The organism is Bradyrhizobium sp. LeoB3, assembly GCF_055456055.1.
In genome coordinates, this window is sequence record NZ_JBVBEF010000017.1 from 1 (window position 1) to 20,048 (window position 20,048).

At 62.5% G+C, this 20,048-nt stretch carries 26 protein-coding genes and 1 pseudogene; 13 read left to right on the forward strand and 14 right to left on the reverse strand.

The annotated features are described in order from the left end of the window. Positions 1–119: 119 nt before the first annotated feature. Positions 120–743: an invasion associated locus B family protein gene (locus tag ACZXDY_RS14245; protein WP_464345999.1), complete on the reverse strand. Its 624-nt coding sequence runs from the start codon at positions 741–743 to the stop codon at positions 120–122. A gap of 1,101 nt (positions 744–1,844) precedes the next feature. Between ACZXDY_RS14245 and ACZXDY_RS14250 the strand changes: the two are divergent. Together ACZXDY_RS14250 and ACZXDY_RS14255 are read left to right on the forward strand one after the other, a co-directional pair. Next, positions 1,845–2,039 (forward strand): annotated as a pseudogene (locus ACZXDY_RS14250) (nitroreductase family protein); the annotation flags it as partial. A 135-nt stretch (positions 2,040–2,174) separates the two neighbouring features. Continuing rightward, positions 2,175–2,711, forward strand: a complete 537-nt coding sequence (locus ACZXDY_RS14255) for a hypothetical protein (protein ID WP_028165823.1) — start codon at positions 2,175–2,177, stop codon at positions 2,709–2,711. Positions 2,712–3,225: 514 nt separating this feature from the next. On the opposite strand, the gene ACZXDY_RS14260 is transcribed toward ACZXDY_RS14255, so the two are convergent. Further along, entirely contained in the window at positions 3,226–3,471 is a 246-nt protein-coding gene (locus ACZXDY_RS14260; RefSeq protein ID WP_208827071.1) for a DUF3551 domain-containing protein, read from the reverse strand. A gap of 415 nt (positions 3,472–3,886) precedes the next feature. Between ACZXDY_RS14260 and ACZXDY_RS14265 the strand changes: the two genes are divergently transcribed. After that, a complete protein-coding gene (locus tag ACZXDY_RS14265; RefSeq protein ID WP_464345939.1) occupies positions 3,887–4,825 on the forward strand; it encodes a hypothetical protein in 939 nt (312 codons plus the stop codon). A gap of 67 nt (positions 4,826–4,892) precedes the next feature. Here ACZXDY_RS14265 and ACZXDY_RS14270 read toward each other — a convergent pair whose 3' ends face one another. Further along, the gene (locus ACZXDY_RS14270) at positions 4,893–5,507 is read right to left on the reverse strand and encodes a TetR/AcrR family transcriptional regulator (protein WP_464345940.1); all 615 of its coding nucleotides are present in this window, start codon (positions 5,505–5,507) and stop codon (positions 4,893–4,895) included. A 112-nt stretch (positions 5,508–5,619) separates the two neighbouring features. Here ACZXDY_RS14270 and ACZXDY_RS14275 point away from each other — a divergent pair, with 112 nt between their 5' ends. The 3 genes from ACZXDY_RS14275 to ACZXDY_RS14285 are packed head-to-tail and all read left to right on the forward strand — an operon-like array spanning position 5,620 to position 8,157. Then, positions 5,620–6,639 (forward strand): zinc-dependent alcohol dehydrogenase family protein, encoded by a 1,020-nt coding sequence (locus ACZXDY_RS14275; protein ID WP_464345941.1) that lies wholly within the window; start codon positions 5,620–5,622, stop codon positions 6,637–6,639. Beyond that, on the forward strand, positions 6,636–7,493 hold the full coding sequence (locus ACZXDY_RS14280; protein ID WP_464345942.1) for an alpha/beta fold hydrolase: 858 nt from the start codon (positions 6,636–6,638) through the stop codon (positions 7,491–7,493). Before ACZXDY_RS14275 ends, ACZXDY_RS14280 begins: the two co-directional genes overlap by 4 nt. Positions 7,494–7,497: 4 nt before the next feature. After that, on the forward strand, positions 7,498–8,157 hold the full coding sequence (locus ACZXDY_RS14285) for a nitroreductase (protein ID WP_028165827.1): 660 nt from the start codon (positions 7,498–7,500) through the stop codon (positions 8,155–8,157). Positions 8,158–8,285: 128 nt separating this feature from the next. On the opposite strand, the gene ACZXDY_RS14290 is transcribed toward ACZXDY_RS14285, so the two are convergent. Beyond that, positions 8,286–8,555, reverse strand: a complete 270-nt coding sequence (locus ACZXDY_RS14290; RefSeq protein ID WP_028165828.1) for a DUF2312 domain-containing protein — start codon at positions 8,553–8,555, stop codon at positions 8,286–8,288. 164 nt (positions 8,556–8,719) lie between these two features. Next, positions 8,720–9,001 (reverse strand): hypothetical protein, encoded by a 282-nt coding sequence (locus ACZXDY_RS14295; RefSeq protein WP_028165829.1) that lies wholly within the window; start codon positions 8,999–9,001, stop codon positions 8,720–8,722. Between the two features lie 452 nt (positions 9,002–9,453). On the opposite strand from ACZXDY_RS14295, the gene ACZXDY_RS14300 reads away from it, so the two are divergent. Both ACZXDY_RS14300 and ACZXDY_RS14305 read left to right on the forward strand, forming a co-directional pair. Next, entirely contained in the window at positions 9,454–9,684 is a 231-nt protein-coding gene (locus tag ACZXDY_RS14300) for a DUF6894 family protein (RefSeq protein WP_028165830.1), read from the forward strand. A gap of 11 nt (positions 9,685–9,695) precedes the next feature. Then, positions 9,696–9,860: a hypothetical protein gene (locus tag ACZXDY_RS14305; protein WP_196237331.1), complete on the forward strand. Its 165-nt coding sequence runs from the start codon at positions 9,696–9,698 to the stop codon at positions 9,858–9,860. A gap of 8 nt (positions 9,861–9,868) precedes the next feature. On the opposite strand, the gene serA is transcribed toward ACZXDY_RS14305, so the two are convergent. Together serA and ACZXDY_RS14315 are read right to left on the reverse strand one after the other, a co-directional pair. Next, positions 9,869–11,125, reverse strand: coding sequence for a phosphoglycerate dehydrogenase (gene serA, locus ACZXDY_RS14310; RefSeq protein WP_028165831.1), 1,257 nt, complete (start codon positions 11,123–11,125; stop codon positions 9,869–9,871). A gap of 142 nt (positions 11,126–11,267) precedes the next feature. Continuing rightward, positions 11,268–11,474: a hypothetical protein gene (locus ACZXDY_RS14315; protein ID WP_028165832.1), complete on the reverse strand. Its 207-nt coding sequence runs from the start codon at positions 11,472–11,474 to the stop codon at positions 11,268–11,270. Positions 11,475–11,738: 264 nt separating this feature from the next. On the opposite strand from ACZXDY_RS14315, the gene ACZXDY_RS14320 reads away from it, so the two are divergent. Further along, positions 11,739–12,503: a DUF2306 domain-containing protein gene (locus ACZXDY_RS14320; RefSeq protein WP_463331271.1), complete on the forward strand. Its 765-nt coding sequence runs from the start codon at positions 11,739–11,741 to the stop codon at positions 12,501–12,503. 411 nt (positions 12,504–12,914) lie between these two features. Beyond that, positions 12,915–13,157, forward strand: a complete 243-nt coding sequence (locus tag ACZXDY_RS14325) for a hypothetical protein (protein ID WP_028165833.1) — start codon at positions 12,915–12,917, stop codon at positions 13,155–13,157. A gap of 107 nt (positions 13,158–13,264) precedes the next feature. On the opposite strand, the gene ACZXDY_RS14330 is transcribed toward ACZXDY_RS14325, so the two are convergent. From ACZXDY_RS14330 to ACZXDY_RS14350, 5 genes are all read right to left on the reverse strand, one after another. After that, positions 13,265–13,501 carry a hypothetical protein gene (locus ACZXDY_RS14330; protein WP_155255328.1) on the reverse strand — a complete coding sequence of 79 codons (237 nt, stop codon included), beginning with the start codon at positions 13,499–13,501 and terminating at the stop codon, positions 13,265–13,267. Between the two features lie 472 nt (positions 13,502–13,973). Then, positions 13,974–14,141 (reverse strand): hypothetical protein, encoded by a 168-nt coding sequence (locus ACZXDY_RS14335; RefSeq protein WP_196237332.1) that lies wholly within the window; start codon positions 14,139–14,141, stop codon positions 13,974–13,976. Positions 14,142–14,341: 200 nt separating this feature from the next. Next, entirely contained in the window at positions 14,342–14,707 is a 366-nt protein-coding gene (locus tag ACZXDY_RS14340; protein ID WP_051396927.1) for a hypothetical protein, read from the reverse strand. Positions 14,708–15,497: 790 nt separating this feature from the next. Further along, a complete protein-coding gene (locus tag ACZXDY_RS14345) occupies positions 15,498–15,995 on the reverse strand; it encodes a septal ring lytic transglycosylase RlpA family protein (RefSeq protein WP_245287415.1) in 498 nt (165 codons plus the stop codon). A 374-nt stretch (positions 15,996–16,369) separates the two neighbouring features. Beyond that, a complete protein-coding gene (locus ACZXDY_RS14350) occupies positions 16,370–16,969 on the reverse strand; it encodes a L,D-transpeptidase (protein ID WP_196237335.1) in 600 nt (199 codons plus the stop codon). Positions 16,970–17,200: 231 nt separating this feature from the next. On the opposite strand from ACZXDY_RS14350, the gene ACZXDY_RS14355 reads away from it, so the two are divergent. Together ACZXDY_RS14355 and ACZXDY_RS14360 are read left to right on the forward strand one after the other, a co-directional pair. Further along, positions 17,201–17,581, forward strand: coding sequence for a hypothetical protein (locus ACZXDY_RS14355; protein ID WP_028165837.1), 381 nt, complete (start codon positions 17,201–17,203; stop codon positions 17,579–17,581). A gap of 197 nt (positions 17,582–17,778) precedes the next feature. Next, positions 17,779–18,729 (forward strand): hypothetical protein, encoded by a 951-nt coding sequence (locus tag ACZXDY_RS14360; RefSeq protein WP_464345943.1) that lies wholly within the window; start codon positions 17,779–17,781, stop codon positions 18,727–18,729. A 26-nt stretch (positions 18,730–18,755) separates the two neighbouring features. Here ACZXDY_RS14360 and ACZXDY_RS14365 read toward each other — a convergent pair whose 3' ends face one another. Continuing rightward, positions 18,756–18,941 carry a hypothetical protein gene (locus tag ACZXDY_RS14365; protein ID WP_028165839.1) on the reverse strand — a complete coding sequence of 62 codons (186 nt, stop codon included), beginning with the start codon at positions 18,939–18,941 and terminating at the stop codon, positions 18,756–18,758. Between the two features lie 210 nt (positions 18,942–19,151). Between ACZXDY_RS14365 and ACZXDY_RS14370 the strand changes: the two genes are divergently transcribed. After that, positions 19,152–19,406, forward strand: a complete 255-nt coding sequence (locus tag ACZXDY_RS14370) for a hypothetical protein (RefSeq protein WP_028165840.1) — start codon at positions 19,152–19,154, stop codon at positions 19,404–19,406. Between the two features lie 20 nt (positions 19,407–19,426). On the opposite strand, the gene ACZXDY_RS14375 is transcribed toward ACZXDY_RS14370, so the two are convergent. Further along, positions 19,427–20,017: an NADPH-dependent FMN reductase gene (locus ACZXDY_RS14375; protein ID WP_464345944.1), complete on the reverse strand. Its 591-nt coding sequence runs from the start codon at positions 20,015–20,017 to the stop codon at positions 19,427–19,429. Between the last annotated feature and the right edge of the window lie 31 nt (positions 20,018–20,048).

Below are 20,048 nucleotides of genomic sequence, written 5' to 3' on the forward strand. Positions count from 1 at the left end.
CGGCAAAGCGCTCGGTCTCGTCGAGGCTGGCGCCAGATACATTGAACTACTTCAACCTTTTTCAACGGAATCGGCCATAAGCGGAAACCAGCTCGTTTTGCTAGAGGACTCCGTACGCCTCATTGGCATCTGGCTTTACGGTCCTCTTCGGCGCGCCTCTGGCGCTCCAACCGCGCCTGCATTTCCTTTTCTGGCAGCACCTCCTCGACCACCTTCGGCTTTTGCGGGGGGCCTTCGTAGGCACTGGCGAAATCCGCAAGCGGCACGCTTAGTCTGATCGGCGAATTGGCTTTGTCGACCGTCTCAAGAACAAGCATTCGCCCTTGTTTGAGCTGATCGATCAGCTCCCCTCCAGCGTCATACTCGGCCATGCAGCCACTAGCAAAGCAGCGGACATAGGGCCGCTCGATTGGCTTGCTCTGATCGATGATGATACGGACACCGCGCTCAAAGCTCACTCGGGTCGGCAGGGTAACGTGCAACGTCTTTTTGGTGTCTCCATTTCGCTCAATGAACACAGCCGCGACAACTGGTGGACAGTCTGCATACGAGCGGCCATCCCTGCCGACAAAGCAGGTTTCGTTCACACAGAACTTCGTCCAGGGAGAGTACGTTAGTGCCGGCGAACTGGCCTTCTCGGCGGTCACCGGCACGGCAGCGAGACAACCAAACGCGATGGTGGCGAAGCAACGAAATACCTTGCAGCACACAGCCGCCTCCCCGAAAGACATGAACCCGAGCATGTGCTGCAAACTTTGTCCACATTGGGGGCATTGCTACGCTCGGCATCACTTCGGCTATGGATCAAAATGCGAATAACTCAATCTGAGCAAATCTAGTCTGCTATACTCCACACTCCGGCCCTCGACGCGCTGTGCGGGCACTTCGCCGACGGGCCAAACATAAGTTCACTTTGCGTCGCCACTGTGGAGGCTCATCCGCACGGTAATGCCATCGAAGGCGGGCTGCGGCTGCAAATTGTGGACCTCAACGCGGTAGGTGCCTTCATCGAGGTATCGACGGGCGCATCAAAACGCGCGGTAGCGCGAATTCTCTCCTCCTCGTCATTCCGGGGCGCGACAAAGTCGCGAGCTATGATGTGGAATTGCACACCAGAGAATCCATCGGACGGCGGGCGCAGGTGGAGCAATGGATTCCGGGCTCGTCCTTCGGACGCCCCGGAATGACGAGGAGAAAAATTCGCCTGCGATTACAACATGATTTGGCCTGTCCAGTCCTCGCCCGAAAAACATTCCGCTTCCGTCGTCGGGCAAATCAGTGATTTAACTCCGCGCGTCTCACCCGATGAGGGGGGCGTTGCGCAACGTCACGAACGCGCGGTGAGATGCGGTGGACGCGACGGCTCGCGAAAGACGAGCGCGGTTGTTCGCGGACGGCGAAGTCGTGTGGTCCCGGCGCCCCGACGCTGGCGCTAAGTCCTTAAGGGATGGAAACGTCCCTAAGGGTGACGGTGGCAAGAAAGCCCGGTCACCGAGGAGAGCACGAAGTAAGCCGTAACACCATCGCGCAGGGAAAGCCGGAATGCTTCGGTTGAACCTGTGGTCCTACCCCCGTGCTTTTTGTTGCACGGGACCCGCGGGTGCAACCGGCACCCGGCTTTCCCTGCGCCCTCTACATCGAAAGAGGGTCAACGAAAACGCGGACCTCGGGCACATCGTGCCGCGGGAATGCGGACTCGCATCGCATCCGCTGTTTGACAATCGAATCGAAACACGTAGCCGCAGGGCGGGATGGTTAGTCCAATTTTGTCGCTAGTGCCGAAGATCCGGGAGACAGCCATCCAGTTTGATCGCCGCGCTCTTTCATCCGAATCTACAACTCTGATGGTTGCCTTCGACGAGCAATTTCGCCAGCAGTTGCGCGAACTCCTCATCTGCCGGCGCGACGTGCGGCGCTTCCGAACCGATCCGCTGCCGGACGGCACCTTGGAGCGGCTCATCGACATCGCCTGCCTGTCCCCATCGGTTGGGCTGAGCCAGCCGTGGCGGTTCGTTATCGTGGAGGACCCGGTAATCCGCCCGCTCACTCTAACCCGCCCCGCACACTGAGGCTCGGTCCCAGGGAACCCCTCTGCGTCGGAGACGTTTGAAGCAACGGGCGGGCGGACGCCGTGTCACGACCTCATCGTCGCTTCGGCAGGACAGGAGAGCGCGATGAAACAGATGCTCATCCTTGCGGTCACCCTGTGGCTTGGTGTGTCTGCCACCGCTCACGCGCAGGTGAGTACATCGGTAGGCACGCAGCCGAATCCTCAGGTCAGCGCTCAAACCGGCGCGCAGGTCAACTCTCCGACCAACGCAGTGAGCACGGTGACCGGCGCGATCGTGCCATCCGGCCGGGGAGTAACCGGGGCAACGGGAGGAAGCTTCAGCACCATTGCGCCCGTGGCGGTGCCCTGTGCGGCCGGCGTATCGCTGAGCGCCGATCTGACGGCGTTCGGCTGCGCATCCGATCCGCTCGGCGCCCCAACCTACCAAGTTCCGGCGGAGGCAGGGGCCACCGCGGTGACAACGGCACCAGTGGGCAGCATTGCCCCCAACACGCAAACCGGCACGCCCAACGCCACGTCGGGCGCGGGTGGCGCTGTCGGCGGTGTTGCCTCATCGAGCGTGCGTTGCCTGGGCGCGATACCGTCAATGGCCGGCAATGCCAGCGCAGGCGATCTCTTCGGCGGCATCGGTGGATGCTAGGCGCGTGCTCATAAACCAGTTCGTAGGGCAGATCAGCGCCAGCGTAATCCGCCGCTCACGCTCGCCGCTGACGGCCGCAAAGGCAACTTGCGTCATCCCGGTCCTGAACCACTGCAAGTGAATCGGGTGCAGTCCTGGTAAACACCTCGACACTCGAACGATGGTAGCTGTTTCAGATGACGGCAGTCGCGATATCGCGCACGACAGGTATTCACGCATTGCTGCCTGGCGGTCCGAGCGGCTGCCAATGTGTCATTGGCGAGATCGGAATCGCGCGCATTGAGCCTTCCAATGCTCAAGGACAGAGGCACTGCCACGAGCGCGCAGATGACGGCAAACGACTGCTTGGTGCATTTCATGGCTCAGCCCCCGTTCAGGTCTGGCTCGGTCCTTGCGCGGCCGGTCCGCTTGCCGGACGCGATGCAGATGAAGCGGCCGTCGGACGGCCGGACCTCGTCCGACAAGCCGTTCGCGCTGAGCCCGCCGCGCGGGCCTTCCTTATGTCACCACGATCTCAGTGCGGCGGCGGCCAGCGGCCTGGCTGCGTGTAGAAAAACGCGAAGCGCGGGTTGATCCCGCAATAGGAGAACGTGCCGGATGCGCTCGCCTGGCATTGTTCGTAGGTCCAGAACTGGCAAAGGCCCGGAAGGCCCCAGTCCTTTCCCTGCAGGCAGTAAGGGTAGTCCTGCGCGCTAGCTGGCGAGATTGCTCCCACTGCTACCGGAACGGCGACGGACAGGGCGAATATGAGACGTCGCATGCGATACCTCCTGAGGTTGGTGCCTGGTTCGACGCAGGAAGTCGTTCTTGCAATGTTGCCGAAAAGCGGCGCGATCGATTTCGAACTCATCGGGCACAGGCCCGAAGGTGCGCACCAGGGAGGGAAAGCAGTTGCGATCCGTCCGAGAAACAGGGCGCCCGGCCAGCGTGGGCCCAGTGGGAATGGCGCGCTATGCGGATTCGGCATCTGCGCAGGTCAACGCCGGCTTGCGAAGCCATCAGCCCGCAGGGCGGATTGGCCGACGGCGTAATCTGCCGGGCCCGGCCGAGGTCGCCTTAAATTCTCCCTCACGCCGGCCTTATCTTGATCCAAACGGCGACGGCAACTATCCTCCCAACGATCTCGGACTGCCGCACTCATTCCGTTGATGCAAGACTGAATGGAGAGCGCATCGGTGGCTGATACGGACAACCCGAAGCCGGACGAACCGCAGGGCACGCCGCGCGCCGATGGCGAACTGGCGCGGGCCTATGAACGGATCAAAAGTGCCGGCGAAGACCTTACGCGGCTGGACAGATTGGTCTCCGGATTGGAGCGCGGCGATGGCCCAAAGGTCCGGCAGGAAGATGCCGGCGCCGCGCCACCCGACGCTCCCACCGTGAACGAGACTCCAACACCAGAGAACCAGGCGCGCGACCCAGGCCCGAGACGGGGTCGGCCCCTGCTGCGAGCCGTCGGCGGCCTTCTGTTGGCGCTGGGCATCGCGGGTGCTGCGCTGGCTTCGCGATACGGCAATGAGACCAAGGCGATCATGGCGCGATGGACCCCGCAAGCCTCGATGGCGTCCCCGGAGGCGTCCGAGCCTCGCGGTCCGACCAGATCGCTGACCGTCCAGGTGGCAGAGGCAGGCGAACAACCCTCGCCGCCGTCTTCGAGCCCCAAGGAAGCGCCGGCGCCTTCGAACCCCAAGGAAACGAAAGACGCTCCGCCAGCCGGCTCCGCCAAGTCCGCCGACTCGACATCCATAGATGTCGCGCAATCGCTCAAGACCATCGCGCAGGGCCTTGTAAGCATCAACGACAAGCTGGAGCAACTGAAGACCAGTCACGAGCAAACGCTTCGCGAGCACGCCGAGTCCATTCAACAGCTCAAGGCGGCTCAGGAGCAGAATGCGAAAGACAGTGCGCGGATCGCCGAGCAGATACAGGCGCTGCAAGCGCAGCTTGCCGCTTCGTCCGCGAAACCCTCCGCGCCGACCGTGAGGAAAGAGAGCAGCGTGGCTGCGCGCCCGCACGTGCCTGCCGCAATCGAACCTCGGCGGCCCAGACGGCCGCCAGGGCCTTGGAGGCCGCCGCCGTATACGGTCGACCCCTGGGACGATCCATATTGGTGAGGTCCGTGCCCGACGGGCAAATCAGTTCCACTTTGCTCGCCCTGAAGCGGTTTTCCGACGCTGCGAACTACATCTTGCTCGCGGCTCCGATTAACAGCGCCTTCATCGCTTTGCCCGTCAGCGCCATTGGAATTGCATCCCTTGATGCCGCGCGCTCCAGCGCAAACCCATGCGATAGCGCGAGCAGAGTTATGGCGAGATCGGCAGGCGCCAGGCTCCCCTTGTTGCCGAATTTCGCGAAGGTCTGCTCAATCAGACCGGATAGTGTTTGACGATATTCAGCATAGGTCCGGACAAAGGCGTCGTCGGCCTTGTTCGCGCGCGATACCCGCAACTGGAACTCGGCCATCAGCAGGCACCAATCGGGATGGTCGCCGAGCTCGACGTATCGTGCGGCCGCTTTTTCGACGAGCTGCTCGAAGCTGTCACTCGTCGTCAGTGCCGCTTCAAAATCGCGCAGATCCCGCTCCAGATGCCGCTTGAGCAGCGTGAGAAAGATCTCGTCCTTGTCGGCAAAATTCGAATAGAACGCGCCGCGCGAGAATCCGGCAGTTTCGGCGATCTCATCCACCGATGCGCCTTCGAAGCCCAGCCTGGCGAAGCAGGCCGAGGCCGAGCGCATCAGCAACTCGCGCGTCCGTGTCTGGCTCTCCTCGCGATTCAATCGCTTCACTTTTCGCATTGGTCCTCCTGTCGCGAGCCGAATCCCAAACCAAGCCGAAGCCGAATCCCAAGACTTGACAGCCTAACATCTTTGCATTCAGATACATTTATGTATTTGGATGGCGATTTGTATGAAGTGCTGGGAAGTTCGGTCGTTCGACATCGAAGGATTGGCGCTCGGGGAGCGGCCTGACCCGATCGCGGGCGAAGGCGAGGTGCTCGTGGAAATCGATGCCGTCTCGCTGAATTATCGTGACCTCGCGATTGCGCGCGGCGTTTACGCGCCCTCGCAGTCACTCCCGATGATCCCCGCCTCCGATGCCGTCGGCCGCATCGTCGCCGTCGGTCCCGGTGTCGAGCGATGGCATGTCGGCGAGCGGGTGATCGGCTGCTATATGCAGAGCTGGGACCGGGGACCGAGCGAGCCTTCCGATCGCACCCGGACGCTGGGCTCGCCGCTGGATGGCGTGCTCTGCGAGCGGCGGGTCTTTCCGGCCGATTTCGTGGTGCGCGCCCCCGACCGATTGACCGACGTCGAATGCGCGACGCTTCCCATCGCGGCGCTCACCGCCTGGTGCGCCCTCTTCGATCTCGCTGGCGCAAAGCCCGGCGAAACGGTGGTCGTGCAGGGCTCGGGCGGGGTGTCGACCTTTGCCGCTCAATTCGCGCTTGCCGCAGGTTTGCGCGTGGTGGCGGTGTCGCGCTCCGCAGCCAAGGCCGCCGCAATCCGTAATCTCGGTGTCGAGAGCGTTGTCCTTGCTTCGGATACACCGGAATGGGGCAAGGAAGTCGTCCGCGCGACGCACAAACGGGGCGCGGACGTGATCGTGGATGTGGGCGGCGACTCCACGTTCGCCCAATCGGTGGCTGCAAGCGGGCAGAACGGTCGGATCATTGCCGTGGGCTTTCTCGGTGGCCTGTCGACCAAGGTCGAGCTTGGTCAGGTAATTTCGAAAAACCTCACGATCCGCGGCATCACCGTCGGATCGCGCGCCAGCTTCGAGGCGATGCTGTCCTTCATCGAAACGGCCGCGTTCAAGCCGGTGATCGACAGCCTTTATCCATTTGAGGCAGTGCCGGAAGCCTATCGCCGACTCGCCAGCGCCGACCAGCACGGCAAGATCTGTATCGACGTCAGGAGCGCGCAATGACAGGGCTTACCGAGTGGTGGGATAGCGGCTCGACGATCGAGGTTGATGGCCACGCCATCTTCACGCGCGTGGAAGGGAGCGGGCCAACCGTCGTCTTCCTCCACGGCTTTCCGACCTCCTCGCACGATTGGGCTGGCGTCATCATCCGCCTTCGCGACCATTACCGTTGCGTGACGTTCGACTATCTGGGCTACGGTGCCTCCGAAAAGCCGACCGATGCCGATTATTCGGCGCTGATCCAAACCGACCGCGCGCTCGCGATCCTTCCTGCTCTCGGCGTTACCGAGGCCGATGTCGTCGCGCACGATCTGGGCGGCATCCTGCTTCAGGACATGCTGCACCGCCAGCTCGAGGACCGGTTGGAACTCGGTCTGAGGCAGGCGATCTTCATGAACTCCTCGGTCTACGCGGAGCTTTACCGTCCGAGCCCTACCCAACTCGCCCTCGCCGACCCGGTCCAGGGGCCGATCATCGCCCGATCGCTCTCGCGCGCAACGCTCGAAGCAGCGACGGCGACACTGTTCCCGTCTCGCCGCCTCGCGGCCTCAGAACTCGATGACATGTGGGACGCCATTCGGCGCGCAGATGGACAACTGCTCTGGCCGCGGCACCTGGTCTACATGGCCGAGCGGTCCAGGCTTTCCCCGCAGTGGGAAGCCGCACTGTCGCAGACCGGCGTCAAGCTTGGCTTCGTCTATGGCGCTGCCGATCCAATTTCCGGCAGCGCTATTCTCGAACGCGCAAGCGCGAAGCTACCGCATGCCCGTGTGACCGCGCTTGCCGGTCTCGGCCATTATCCGCAACTCGAGCGGCCGGATGAAGTGGCCGACGCGCTCACCAAACTCCTTGGTTGATCTCATGAATGTTGCGGAAGCTATCGAGCGGCGCATTTCGGTTCGATCGTTCAAATCCGATCCCGTCACCAAGCAGCAGGTCCTGCGGCTGCTCGATAAAGCCAGGCGCGCGCCATCGGGCGGCAATCTCCAGCCATGGCGCGTCTATGCGCTTCAGGGCGCCCCGCTTGACGAACTCAAGGCCCGCGCAACTGCCAATCCGCTTGGAGAGCCTCCGGAATACCAAGTCTATCCGAATTCGCTGTGGGACCCGTACCGGCGCCGACGCTGGGAATGTGGAGAGGATCTCTACACCACGATCGGCATTCCCCGGGAAGATCGTGCCGGCCGACTGCAGCAATTGGCGAAGAACGGACAACTATTCGGCGCGCCGGTCGGCCTGTTCTTCTGCCTCGACCGCAGGCTCGGCCCTCCGCAATGGGCCGATCTCGGCATGTTCATCCAGACGGTGATGCTGCTCGCCGTCGAGGATGGACTGTCGACCTGCGCGCAGGAATACTGGTCGCGCTATCCCCGGACGCTGGCAGACCTGCTTGGACTGCCAGCCGAGGAAATGGTGTTTTGCGGGATGGGCCTGGGATACGCGGACGAAAATCCCATCAACACGCTCAGGACCAGGCGGGACCCGATCTCCGATTGGGTTGCGTTCCGCGGCTTCGACTGACATCGCCATGTCAGCATTGGCCGCGATACGCTGCCCGGACGTCGGCAGGTTACGCGGAGCCTGTCATCGGGCCGCGCGAAGCGCAGCCCCGATGGTTCACCCGCCCGACGCGCGTCACTTTGATCGTGTCATGCCGCTTTGGCGGTCTTTTCCGGCGGCGAGGTTTCCATCGCGCGCATGTAGAGATCGAGCAGGCTCTCGCGCTCGTCGCGCTCGTCCTTGTCCTCTTTCCGCAGCTTGATGATCTCCTTGAGGATCTTCACGTCGAAGCCTTCGCCCTTGGCTTCCGAGAAGACTTCCTTCTTCTGCTCGTTCAACTCCTGCAATTCGGTGTCCAGATTCTCGATCCGCTCGACGAAGGAACGAATACGCCCGCCGGGAATGGTGATGTCAGACATGGTGCCTCTTTGCTGAATGAGGTCGTGAAAATGCGCGGAAAGAAATGACCAAATTCTTAACCCGCCGTCCTGCCTCACCGCCGTCCACAAGCGGCGGCCATCAAGAAAAAAGGCCCGCGCGGTCGCGGGCCTTTTGGCATTTCGTGCGGCTTTGGACGCGGCGCTCAGTGGGCCGCGAGACCGGAGGTTTGGGTCGGACTTTGTGTCGCCGACGCCGCCTTGAGTTTCGGTCGCTGTGTCAGCACGCTGAGCTGGTGCGGAGAAGCCGCTGCGGTGGCGACCGGCGACTGCTCCCGGACATTCGCCGCTCCCAGCAATCCAACCTGCACCTGCGAGATCGGCAGGCCGTTGAGTTCATAGGTCGGCAACTCCGCAGCAAAGCTGGCAGCGCCGCCTGCCATTGAGATCGCGACGGCGGCCGCAAGGGTTAGGCAAGTCTTCTTCACTGCAATTCTCCTGAGTGGATTCGCTGCTCAGGATATAGGTCTCTTGCTGCACTGCGGCATTCACTATTGTTGCATTGCAACAATGCAGGAATGCGCACCTCTCGACGCGATAGTGAGCGGGATCAATGCGCAACAGCCATCGTCGCGTCATGGAGCGATTCGTTTCGCCGGCTGCCGGCGCCGTAGATTCGAAGTGCAGAAGCGAGCAGCAAGACAGAACGATTTTCCGTTCGCAAAACCCGGTCACGCGAACGCCGTGGATCGCCGCGAGAAGAACGACCCCGTTCACATTTTTCTGAGCTCATGCAGCCGTTTAGCGAACCGATCACATCGGCTTGATTCGAATCCTCTGCATTCCCCGTAACTTCCCGATGGGGGATCACCCGGATTCTCAGCCGTCATCCCTGCTGCTATCGATAGGCCGTGAGGTCGCTTGCCGCAGGAGGCGGAACATGACTGAACTGTATTTCCACTGCTCCGACGCTGAGCACGTCATCATCGACGAATGCGGCCACGCCATGGACCTGGCCGAGGCACGCGAGCACGCGGAAGGCCTGGTCCGCGCCCTCATCATGACGCCAAGCGAGGAAGATTGGCGGAGCTGGGTCCTGCACGTCACCGATGAGCTCGGCGACGAGGTCCTCGCCGTGCCGTTCGCATCAGTGCTTGGCAAGTCGCATTGAGGGCGGAGCCGGTGCCGCTCGCACAGCCGTCATGGACACCGCTGCGCCGAGCGCTGAAGGCGATCATCGCCGGCTGCTGCAAGCTGATCGGAGCCGTCTGCGATCCCTACCGGCCCGAGCTTCACTACATGCGAGGGCCCGGCCCAAAGTGGCGCGCGAAGCAGCAGACCCCGTAGGGAGCCCCTCACCGCGCCATCGGCCGATTCTGATCGTACAGCACGCGGACGCGGATGGTGCCGTCGACAGCCCGTAAATCCGCCAGCAATCCCTCGCCCTCGCCGCCGACGACGTCGGTCTCGAGCACGACATAGCCGACTTCCGGATCGGTCTGCAGGTATTGCGCGAGGATGTTGATGCCGTGACGGGAGACGGCGTCGTTCACCTGCCGCAGCACGCCGGGGACGTTCCGGTGCACGTGGATGAAGCGGGTGCCGGTTGGGCGGGCCGGCAGTTGCACCTGCGGGAAGTTGACCGCGCCGAGCGTTGAGCCGACATCGGAATAGTCGATGAGCTTGCGCGCGACCTCGCCGCCGATGCGATCCTGGGCTTCCTCGGTGGAGCCGCCGACATGCGGGGTCAGGATCACGTTGGAAAGGCCCTGCAGCGGCGAGACGAAGCGGTCCGCATTCGAGGCCGGCTCCACCGGGAAGACGTCGACGGCCGCGCCGGCGAGCCAGCCCTCGCCGAGCACCCGGGCCAGGGCATCAAGGTCAACGACGGTGCCGCGCGAGTTGTTGATGAGGTAGGCGCCCTGCCTCATCTGCCGCAATTCACGCTCGCCGATCATGTTGGCGGTGGCCGGCGTCTCCGGCACGTGCAGGGAGACCACGTCGCTCGCGGCGAGCAGCTCATCCAGCGTCTCGACCGGCTCGGTGTTGCCGTGGCGGAGCTTGTCGGTCTGATCGAAGAAGATCACGCGCATGCCCATGGCTTCCGCGAGATTCGACAATTGCGAGCCGATATTGCCGTAGCCGACGATGCCGAGCGTCTTGCCGCGCACCTCGCGGCTGCCCTCCGCGGACTTGTCCCAGCCGCCGGCATGCGCCGCGACCGAGCGCGGGAACACCTTTCGGAGCAGCATCACCACCTCGGCAATGGTGAGTTCCGCGACGCTGCGCGTGTTGGAATAAGGCGCGTTGAACACTGGGATGCCAAGCCGCCGCGCCGCGTCGAGATCGACCTGGTTGGTGCCGACGGAAAAACAGCCGACCGCAATCAGCCGATCGGCCGCCTCGATCACGTCGGCGGTGAGCTGGGTCCTGGAACGAATGCCCAGCATATGCACACCCGACAGCGCCTGCTTGAGCTCCTTGGCGCCGAGCGCCTTCGGCAGACGCTCGACCTCGGTGTAACCATTGGCGTCGAACAGGCGAACGGCAGAATCGTTCACGCCTTCCAGCAGCAGGACGCGGATCTTTTGCTTGGGCAGAGACAGGGGCATCGGTCGTCCGTTCGTGGTCTGCCCGGGCCGATCGTCGGAGTTTGGTCTGGCCCGGAGGAGCGGACGGATATCCGCCCTTGCCGCCCGAGGCAACCGCTATCCGCGATTGGCGCTGCACGCCCGCCACCAGCTCCGCCGACCCTCACCCGCCCAGCACATTCCCCCATCCGTCGAACACGAACTCCCGCCACGCAACCGCTCCGTCGGCGCGCGCGTTGCTGGTGCGGCGGAAGTCGTCGGCTTCGTCGCCGATCCAGGTGACAATCTCGTCCGTGGTACGGTCATGCAGGATCGCCGGCTCGGACGGGTCAAAGTTCATCATGGGATGCAGGGTTTGCTGAGCTGTCATGCTTGCACAACGCGCTGGAGACCACGAAAGTTGCGCTCGATCGATCACATGCGTTCGAATTACATCGGTAACGTCATCGGCCAGGCTCCGAGCCTTGCAGTCATCCCAATGCCTCAATCAGCCCCAAATCCTGTTCGTCGCGCGTCAAACTTACGCTGAGCTATCGCAGTGTCCTTGCAATTCGAACTTGATCGGCAACAAAGCAGCTCGATCGGCGCAAATGCCGTCGGCGCGGCGGCGTTGCGATGGACGATGACCGCCCTTGTGGCTGCCGTCTGGATCAGCGCGGCCATCTTCGGCCTCTATATCGTTGCGATCTATCTTGGCGCGCTGGTGGATGGAAATCTTGATCAGTGGAACCGGGATCTGCCGCGCCTTCACGATCCGCATTCGCTGCTGGCAACAATGGGTATCGGGCTGCATTTTGCGGCCGGCACGGTGCTGCTTCTGCTCGGGCCGTTGCAACTGATCAGCGCCGTGCGGGCAAGAGCACCGGCGTTTCACCGGTGGGTCGGCCGGCTCTATGCATTGTCAGCACTCATGGCCGGCTTGGGCGGGCTCGCTTTTATCGCCGTGCAGGGCACCATCGGCGGGACACCGATGAATATCGGTTTCAGCCTCTATGGCGCGCTCACGGCCATCGCCGCCGTCACAACGTTCTGGCATGCGCGAGGCAAACGCTTCGAGCAGCATCGCGCCTGGGCGATCCGGCTGTTTGCACTGGTGATCGGATCCTGGCTCTACCGGATGGACTACGGATTCTGGGCATTGCTCGGCCACAACATGGGCCACACGCCGACATTCGATGGGGGCTTTGACGTCGTGATGGCTTTCTTTTTCTACATTCCCAATCTGATCGTTGCCGAGGCGTTCATTCGCGCGCGCGAGCTGCGCTCTGCTGTTCACGTCAAAATCGGAGCGGCGATTTGCATGGGCATTGCCGCAGCGTTCATCGCCGTAAGCACGTACTACTTCACGGCCTTGCACTGGGGACCGAGGATTGTGCAGAGGCTTCTCTTGATCCTGTGATGGAGCACGGCGGCCGCTCATCGCCAGAAGAAGCAGGATTGCTGTCTTACTTCGTAGCTCGGCTCCTTCGCCGCCAGTGCAGAGAAAAGACCGGCGGGCGTTACGCCGCCGGCCTTCTCTTGTAGCTGCCGGCTCCCGGATCCGGTTCCGCCACAAATTCCCGTGCCTTTAAGGGGACGCCGATAAGTTTAATAAAGTCCTAACAAGGCAAAAGTGGCCTTGATCACAGTTTGTGGCCAGCGGGCCACCGGAAAACTACGGAACATTTCATCGCGGAACGAGCCGTGTGATGCATTCGGGCATCGCTGCACACCGTTCTCGCGCGACGCTTAACCATTGTGCGTTGGTCGTATTAGGGAACCAACGACTCAGTGCTACCATGCAGTGCATACCGAAACAGGAGTGGTTCGGATGCCTTGCTACAGCTTCGATCTCGTCGTTGGGGAAGAGTTCAGGAATCAGGGCTCGATCATTCTCGAGGACCTGCACGTCGCCTCCGACAGAGCCGACCAGCTCGCCAACGAGCTCTCACAGGTCAAGCCCGAGTTGAAAGCGAAAGGCTGCGCGGTTCGCGTCACCGACGCCGACAATATCGAACTGTACCGCACACCACTCGATCCCGTTCCGGCGTGGCGCTCCGCAGGGCGGATTTGAGCAACGGCGCGCTTCAAACGGTTTGAAGGCGGACGGCGCGAGAGCGCGATCCGCCTTCGACTGAAGAAGCCGGCGGCTTACCCATGCTCGCCGACGTCGTCACTACGTCAGTGCCTGACGTGATGCCTCGCGGACGCGCGCGCATGACGCGCCGGAGGCGCAGCCGACAGATCGACGCGGCCGAAGGACGCCAGCGCATTCTGTGGGTAGGAATGAGAGCCGACGCCGAGGCTCTGATAGAACGCCGCCGCGCCAGGCTCCTGGACCGCCTGCTGCGCGACCACCGGACTCGCGACCATTGCTGATACCAATGCAACCGCGCTGAAAAGCTTGAACCTAGTCATTGCCTATTCCCCTTTCGACTTGACCAAACAAATCATGTTTGAACTCTCGCCAACGTTTCGAAGTCATCGTGGCGTTCGCGGCTGCAGATGGCGATCAGACGTTCACGTTCAATAGAATGATACTCATCATCCAAAAAACATCATCGTGATCGGCCACGGCGGATGTGTGCGTAAAAGGGGTCGGGGCATCTCTGCTTGATGTGTCTTAGGAAGAAGCTTCGCCTGGCGATCAACCGACAATACGGACGTTCTCAATCGAGCGCCGAAATGAAATGATCTTCCCGGGCACCAACCGCTGATGCAGCCGCGCAGTCAGCGCATCGCGGTCTCGCGCCCGGCGATCGGTCGTTCACGTTTTGCTGAATTGATGGAGCAGAACTCGTAGGCCGGATTGGCGGCAGCGTAATCCGCCACCCACAGCCAGCCGATCGGCGGATTGCGCTTCGCTGATCCGCCTACGCAATCCGAAAAATCACGCTGCTAACAATCGATCGAACTCCGCCGGAGCGTACGACTTCCCCTCTTTGTCCGTGATCACGACCTGCCAGCCGGCGCTGGCGAAGACGCGTGCCTTGGCAACGATGATCAATGAGCTCTGGCGTTCGACCTTGACTTTCTCGTTGTCGCGTTCTGCGATCATTTTGTAGGACAATTTCTTTTTCCCATGTTTGTGCTTGCCCGGTTTTCGCCACTAGCCAACAGGTTTTGGCCGCAATTCGCCGGGAACGTGACGATTTGATGGAACGGCGCCTGCGCCGTTCTGCCGTTGCGACGGGCGCATAGCGGAAGCAGCAACAAAAAAGCGGCCCGTGGGCCGCTCTCCTGTCGCTACTGCGTTCCTCAATAAGGATCGTAGTAATAGGCGTAGGAATCATACGGCTCGAACGGCGCAGCGGCGATCGCGGCTGCGGTACCGATCGCTCCACCGACGACGCCGGCAGCGACCGCGCCTGGACCCGGCCCGTAATAGGGTCGGTGATAGACGGGTCCGTATCCGTAGTAGACCGGTCGATAATAATAGCCCATGCGGGGATAACGGCCGGTGTTATAGGGCGTACCGACGCCATAGCTACCGGTCATGTAGCGCGAATTCGGATAGTTGAACCCGATCGAACCGGGTTCCTGCGTGACTCCCTGCGCCATCAACGGGGTGGCGAACGTCGTCGCCAACACCGCGGCGGCACTCAACAATGCGAGCTTCTTCATCGGTCCTCCTCCAATGGTGCCCCTTCGGAGGCCCAACTGTGGAACACGGGCGCCGTTCCGACCTTTCAGTCAACGCGCCGTGAAGTTCCGCGGCGCTATGGACGGGTGCAACCGGCACCCCCGCTTTCCCTGCGCCCTCTGTGTTTCGGGGAGAGTGAAACGAACGCAAAGCTCGGGCAATTCACGCCGCGAGAACGCGAACGCACATCCCCTCACAAACTCCGCCGTCATGCCCCGCGAAGGCGGGGCATCCAGTATCCGGCGGCCTTTCGGCTCAAACTCAACCGCTCTGGAATACTGGATCGTCCGCCGGAGCCTGTCATCGGGCGGCCATTCGGCCGACCCGGTGGCGGACGATGACAGCGGAAAGCTGCTTGAAATTTGAATCGGAAGGATCCGCTGGTCGTCCCGGGCTTGCGCGCCGCGGCGAAGCCCCTTTGGCCTAGCCGGGACCTTGTTGCGGGCTGCCGAAGCGCGCCGAAGAAAAACCCCGCCTCCACGAATGGAAGGCGGGGTTGAAGTTCATTGGGTAAGAATCCGCACGCAATGGATAAGTTCAAGGCGCGGGACGTAGCGTTTCGAATCTTATCGCGCCGATGGACGTCGGCAACCTGATTAAAGCGCCGCATGCGAGGGAAATTTTCCCGACGACGACACAGAAAATTCCCAAACGCGTCAAGGCAAGAGTCTAGCGCGTGATGACTTTTCTTCGAATCGTCATCCCGCTCTCGCTCTTTGTCTGAGCATGATCTTTTTCGGAAAGCCGGTACCCACTTTTCCGGATCATGCTCTAGTGGACCACATCAAGCTTGACGTTGGTGACGCCCTTGCCGACCATTCCGAGTTCTTGCGCGGCGGAATAGGAGACGTCGACGACTCGTCCCCGCACATAAGGTCCGCGGTCGTTGACCCGCACCGTCACCGAACGGCCGCTCTTCACGTCGGTGACGCGAAGCTTGGTGCCGAACGGCAAGGTCGGATGGGCTGCGGTCAGTTCGTTCTTGTCGAACTTCTCTCCGCTCGCGGTCTGCGAGTCCTCACTGTAGAAGCTCGCGACACCCTGGGATGCGACCTTGACATCGCCACCCTTGCGCGACGCCAGCCGCGCGTGCTTGCGCATTGCCGCTACCCGCTTCTTCATCGCGACCGCCGCCGTGCGGGTGTACACGTACGATGCCTGCCTGCTCGCGCCGATCTCCGATCGTTGGCTGACGACGGTTGACTGCGCGCAGGCCGCCAATGAAGCGGCCCCGAGGACCACAGCAATGAGCCGCGTGGCCCTCCACATAGAACCGGATGAGACCAAGTGCGCATCAACCTGCGCGAGCGCCCTGATGTCGACGTACGAATTTGCGGCAGCGTCGAAGCACATGTTGCATCCCCAACTCGCGCCCCTAGCCCAAGCCGAAATCCAACATGGTTAAGGGCGGCCTCCAATCGGGCGTAACCGGGGCAGGAAGCGTCAGGGCGCGCTTGTCGCTGCGCGATTCCTTCGATGTGTGGTGATTGCGCCACAGCCGGCGCTGTCATTCTGGGCCGGATGCGTACGACGCGCGCTGGCTCAGAATCAAATGGACCGCAGGCACAGCGGAAAGATGCATTCCGGCTGCGACGCTAACGCGTCGCCCCGAAATGAGGGATGGAGAGTTGGATTAGATCAAATCATCCGCGGCGCGCGCTGAACGGCCCAACCGACGCCGTGCCGGCGGCAGGCGGCAGCACGACGACTGTGGCGCCCTGCTTCACCCGGCCAAACAGATCGATCACGTCGGAATTGGCCATGCGGATGCAGCCGGAGGAGATCGCCTGCCCGATGTATTCCGGCTGATTGGTGCCGTGGATGCGGTACAGCGTGTCCTTGTTGCCCTGGTAGAGATAGAGCGCACGCGCACCGAGCGGATTGGCCGGTCCACCGGCGACTCGCGACGGATAAGGTCCGAGCCGCTCCTGGATGTCTTTGGTCGGAACCCAGTCGGGCCACTCGGCCATGCGGCCAACGGTGGCGACCCCGGAGAAGGCCATCGCTTCCTCGCCGACCGCCACACCGTAGCGGATCGCCTTGCCACCTGGCAGCACGTAATAGAGATAGCGCGCGTCGGTATCGACCAGGATCGAGCCCGGCTGTTCCTTGCGCGAATAGTCGACGATGTGGCGCTGGAACTGCTCCGGGATAGCGGCCTGCGCGTAAGGCGGATTGGCCAACAACTGCCGATCGCGCGGCGTCATGCTTGCATCTGTGGATGGCGACAGCGTCGTCTGCATGCAGCCGGCGAGCCCCACTGCCCCCGTCAGCAAAACTGCGAGCCCCAATCTCGACACCGCACGTCTCCCCTGCGTTAACCTATTACCTAGTTGCTGCCAGAATAATGCTGAAATCATGGCAACAGCCATTGGAACACGTCTGTTTGATTGAATCAGCATGTTCTGCCTTGCCTCGGTTGCACGGCGCGAGCGTCGACGCTAGCCTCCTCAAAAAACAGGAGGTTCCCAAGGATGCGCTCTCGTTTATTGATCGCGGGACTGTTGCTTGCTGCTCAGCCCGCGCAGGCCGATCCGCGCTCGGCCTATGTCACGCTGGTGCTGCAGGCGTTTGCCGCCAAGGTCGAGTGCCCCAACACCGACCTCGTCTATCAGGACCTGGTGCAGAAGGCCCAGGAGATGCACCTGCCCGATGGCACCACGGAGAAGGTGCGCAAGGCGATCGCGTTCATGCACACCGGGGGCAAGATGGGCGAGCGGCAGGACGACGAGCTCATGGCCGAAGTCGCGGTCGCCACGCAGGCGACTGATCTCGACCAGCGGCGGCTGGGCATGACGACATGGTGCGAAACACAGAAGACTCACCTTGCCGGCTTCATCCGTCCGAAGAACTAGCTGCGTGCCCATTGCGCGGCTGATTCCCGAGTTCCGGGGAAACCAGTCGCCGTGGGCGGCCCCAGACTCTCCCTCCTCTCGCCTTGCTTTGGTCACACCTGGCTGGAGTCGTGGGGCTGGGCAGAGGATGGTTGACGTAGTGTTAATCCGCCGGCCGCTTCCAGAGCGGGTGGCATTGGACTGAAGATGGAGCGCCAATGCTTTCCACGCTGAACACTAATCCTGCTAAAGAATCCGATCCGCACGATGTTTTCGTGATCGACCCCGAAGTCGTTCTCGCCGCGCGCGGAGATCGTGTACCGCCAACGCCGCCTGCCGAAGTGAACCAGACGCCGGCACCGCAGAGCTACGTGACATCCGGCGCCTCGGCGCCATCGCTCGATACCGCCTTTCGCGTCACAGCCAGCGATCACATCCAGCTCCCGAGCGAGCCTTCGCCGTTCGCCAAATGGGCCAAGCGCGCCGCCATGGGCTTCCTGTTCGCTCTGCTCAGCGCTTTCGCGGCGGCAGCCTGGAAGCATCATGGCGATACTGCCAAGCAGATGATTGCGGACTGGATACCGCAGGTCTCGCTGTTGTCGTCGTTGTCCTCGTCACCGTCGGGTAAGGCGACGGCGCCCGCCGAGCAACCGGCCCCGCCCGCCGATCAGGCCGCTACAGAGCAATCAGCCTCACCCGCCGTTCAAACCGCCTCGACCGATCAGGCGGTCGCTCAGCCGGACACCCCTGCTCAGGCACAGCCAGCGCAAGCCGCCGCGCCGACCACGGCCGCCGCCCTCTCTGCTGATTCCTCACAGTTGCTGCAGTCGATGGCGCATGATCTCGCGACGATGGGCCAACAGATCGAGCAACTCAAAGCCAGCATCGCGCAGCTCAAGGCTGGCCAGGATCAGATCGCCCGCGACATCGCCAGGAATTCTGAGGCCAGGGTGTCGGCACAAGCCGTGCAGCCGCGTGCCGCGCCGCCGCCGCGGCCGGTCGCAGCGCCCGTGCGCAGGCCGAAGCCGCCGACATATCCGCCCGCGCAAACCGCCGCTGCAGCTCCGCCCCTGCCGCCACCATCAGCGCCGGCGCCGTTGCAAACGGTGCCCGAGCCACCGGCGCAGGATGGCGGACCGGTGGTGCGGCCGCCGATGCCGGTGCGATAGCTCTCGTCAGCTAGTGCGATAGCTCATCAGCTCTGGTGGGGGCCGCGCATGATCTTCATGGCGGCTTCGATGTGGCGCCATTCACGGGCCTCGTCGGCCTCGCCCTGGCTCTCGCAGGCTTGCGCCTTCTGCGCCGCCCGGGCGATCGCCTCAAAGCCGTGCTGCTCCAACATCTGCCGCGCGATCACGTGAATCTGCGTCTCTGGCATCATGTCGCTCTCCCGATGTTGCCTGCGCCGGTCGTCACACTGTCCTGGTTGGCCGCAGTTGGTTCTAAACCGGCGAACGACAACGACGTTCCCAGGACCTGGGCTGATCGGTCATTTTCCGATTGTTAAGCAAAGTCCGGCGCATGGGGCCGCTTGGCAAAAATTTTCCACAATTGCTTCTAGAAAAGTCTGCATCGAAAAGGAGAACCTCCGATGCGGATCGCAGCAGTGATCTTCGCAGGTTCGGTGGCTGCGCTCGCGCATTTTGCCACGCCGGTCCTCGCGAAGAACTCGGAAACCCAGCCCGACGCCCAGAAGGCCGACGAGAATCGGGCTACATCGCCCTGCCGCGCCTATCAAAAGGCAGCCGACGGTTCATGGCAGCAGATGCCCTGCCAGGAGATGGGCGCGCCTGCCGAGACCAAGCGCAAATCGGCCACCGGAAATTCGGATCAGCGAACGCGCTAGTTAAGGGCCCTCGCCTCAACTCAGTAAGGCGGCTTCTTGCGCGCCCGCTGCTCCTTGGCGGCTTCGACCCACCACATGAGATCATCGGCAAAGCGCGGAAAGGCCCGCTCCAGCGCCTTGCCGCCCTCGCCGATCGGCTTTCCATCCGCCGACAGCGTCTGCCCGATCGGTCCGAGGCCGATCGTGCTTGAAATCACCACCATGCCCATCTCGGAGAGCGTGCCATGCCAGGCGGTCGCGGCACGCGCGCCGGAGAGACGTCCGGCGGAATAGCTTGCGATCGCGGCAGGCCGCCAGAACCACTCCTCCAGGAAATGATCGGTGAGGTTCTTCAGCCCCGGCTGGATGCCCCAATTGTATTCGCCGGTGATGAACACGAAGCCGTCGGCCTCGCGGATTTGGCCCGCAAGGTTCTCCAGCGCAGCGGGCGCCGTGCCCTTCGGATACTCCTTGTACATACGGTCGAGCATGGGCAATCCGACCTCCTTGGCGTCGATGAATTCGACGTCCTCGCCGCGGGCGCGCAGGCCCTCGACCACGAAGCTTGCAAGCCGAATGCCCATGCGGTCGGAGCGATAGGAGCCGTAGAAGACGAGGATACGATGGGCCATGCCGGTCACTCCGATCGGAAAGCGTAAACGC

Coding starts and splice junctions, on each gene's coding strand:
- serA (WP_028165831.1), bottom strand. CDS start 11,125: ATGCCCCTGTCTCTGCCCAAGCAAAAGATCCGCGTCCTGCTGCTGGAA.
- ACZXDY_RS14365 (WP_028165839.1), bottom strand. CDS start 18,941: ATGATGCCAGAGACGCAGATTCACGTGATCGCGCGGCAGATGTTGGAG.
- ACZXDY_RS14275 (WP_464345941.1), top strand. CDS start 5,620: ATGAAGTGCTGGGAAGTTCGGTCGTTCGACATCGAAGGATTGGCGCTC.
- ACZXDY_RS14360 (WP_464345943.1), top strand. CDS start 17,779: ATGCTTTCCACGCTGAACACTAATCCTGCTAAAGAATCCGATCCGCAC.
- ACZXDY_RS14350 (WP_196237335.1), bottom strand. CDS start 16,969: ATGCAGACGACGCTGTCGCCATCCACAGATGCAAGCATGACGCCGCGC.
- ACZXDY_RS14285 (WP_028165827.1), top strand. CDS start 7,498: ATGAATGTTGCGGAAGCTATCGAGCGGCGCATTTCGGTTCGATCGTTC.
- ACZXDY_RS14245 (WP_464345999.1), bottom strand. CDS start 743: ATGCTCGGGTTCATGTCTTTCGGGGAGGCGGCTGTGTGCTGCAAGGTA.
- ACZXDY_RS14375 (WP_464345944.1), bottom strand. CDS start 20,017: ATGGCCCATCGTATCCTCGTCTTCTACGGCTCCTATCGCTCCGACCGC.
- ACZXDY_RS14290 (WP_028165828.1), bottom strand. CDS start 8,555: ATGTCTGACATCACCATTCCCGGCGGGCGTATTCGTTCCTTCGTCGAG.
- ACZXDY_RS14255 (WP_028165823.1), top strand. CDS start 2,175: ATGAAACAGATGCTCATCCTTGCGGTCACCCTGTGGCTTGGTGTGTCT.
- ACZXDY_RS14345 (WP_245287415.1), bottom strand. CDS start 15,995: ATGTGGAGGGCCACGCGGCTCATTGCTGTGGTCCTCGGGGCCGCTTCA.
- ACZXDY_RS14280 (WP_464345942.1), top strand. CDS start 6,636: ATGACAGGGCTTACCGAGTGGTGGGATAGCGGCTCGACGATCGAGGTT.
- ACZXDY_RS14370 (WP_028165840.1), top strand. CDS start 19,152: ATGCGGATCGCAGCAGTGATCTTCGCAGGTTCGGTGGCTGCGCTCGCG.
- ACZXDY_RS14355 (WP_028165837.1), top strand. CDS start 17,201: ATGCGCTCTCGTTTATTGATCGCGGGACTGTTGCTTGCTGCTCAGCCC.
- ACZXDY_RS14300 (WP_028165830.1), top strand. CDS start 9,454: ATGACTGAACTGTATTTCCACTGCTCCGACGCTGAGCACGTCATCATC.
- ACZXDY_RS14335 (WP_196237332.1), bottom strand. CDS start 14,141: ATGATCGCAGAACGCGACAACGAGAAAGTCAAGGTCGAACGCCAGAGC.
- ACZXDY_RS14330 (WP_155255328.1), bottom strand. CDS start 13,501: ATGACTAGGTTCAAGCTTTTCAGCGCGGTTGCATTGGTATCAGCAATG.
- ACZXDY_RS14315 (WP_028165832.1), bottom strand. CDS start 11,474: ATGACAGCTCAGCAAACCCTGCATCCCATGATGAACTTTGACCCGTCC.
- ACZXDY_RS14340 (WP_051396927.1), bottom strand. CDS start 14,707: ATGAAGAAGCTCGCATTGTTGAGTGCCGCCGCGGTGTTGGCGACGACG.
- ACZXDY_RS14270 (WP_464345940.1), bottom strand. CDS start 5,507: ATGCGAAAAGTGAAGCGATTGAATCGCGAGGAGAGCCAGACACGGACG.
- ACZXDY_RS14325 (WP_028165833.1), top strand. CDS start 12,915: ATGCCTTGCTACAGCTTCGATCTCGTCGTTGGGGAAGAGTTCAGGAAT.
- ACZXDY_RS14260 (WP_208827071.1), bottom strand. CDS start 3,471: ATGCGACGTCTCATATTCGCCCTGTCCGTCGCCGTTCCGGTAGCAGTG.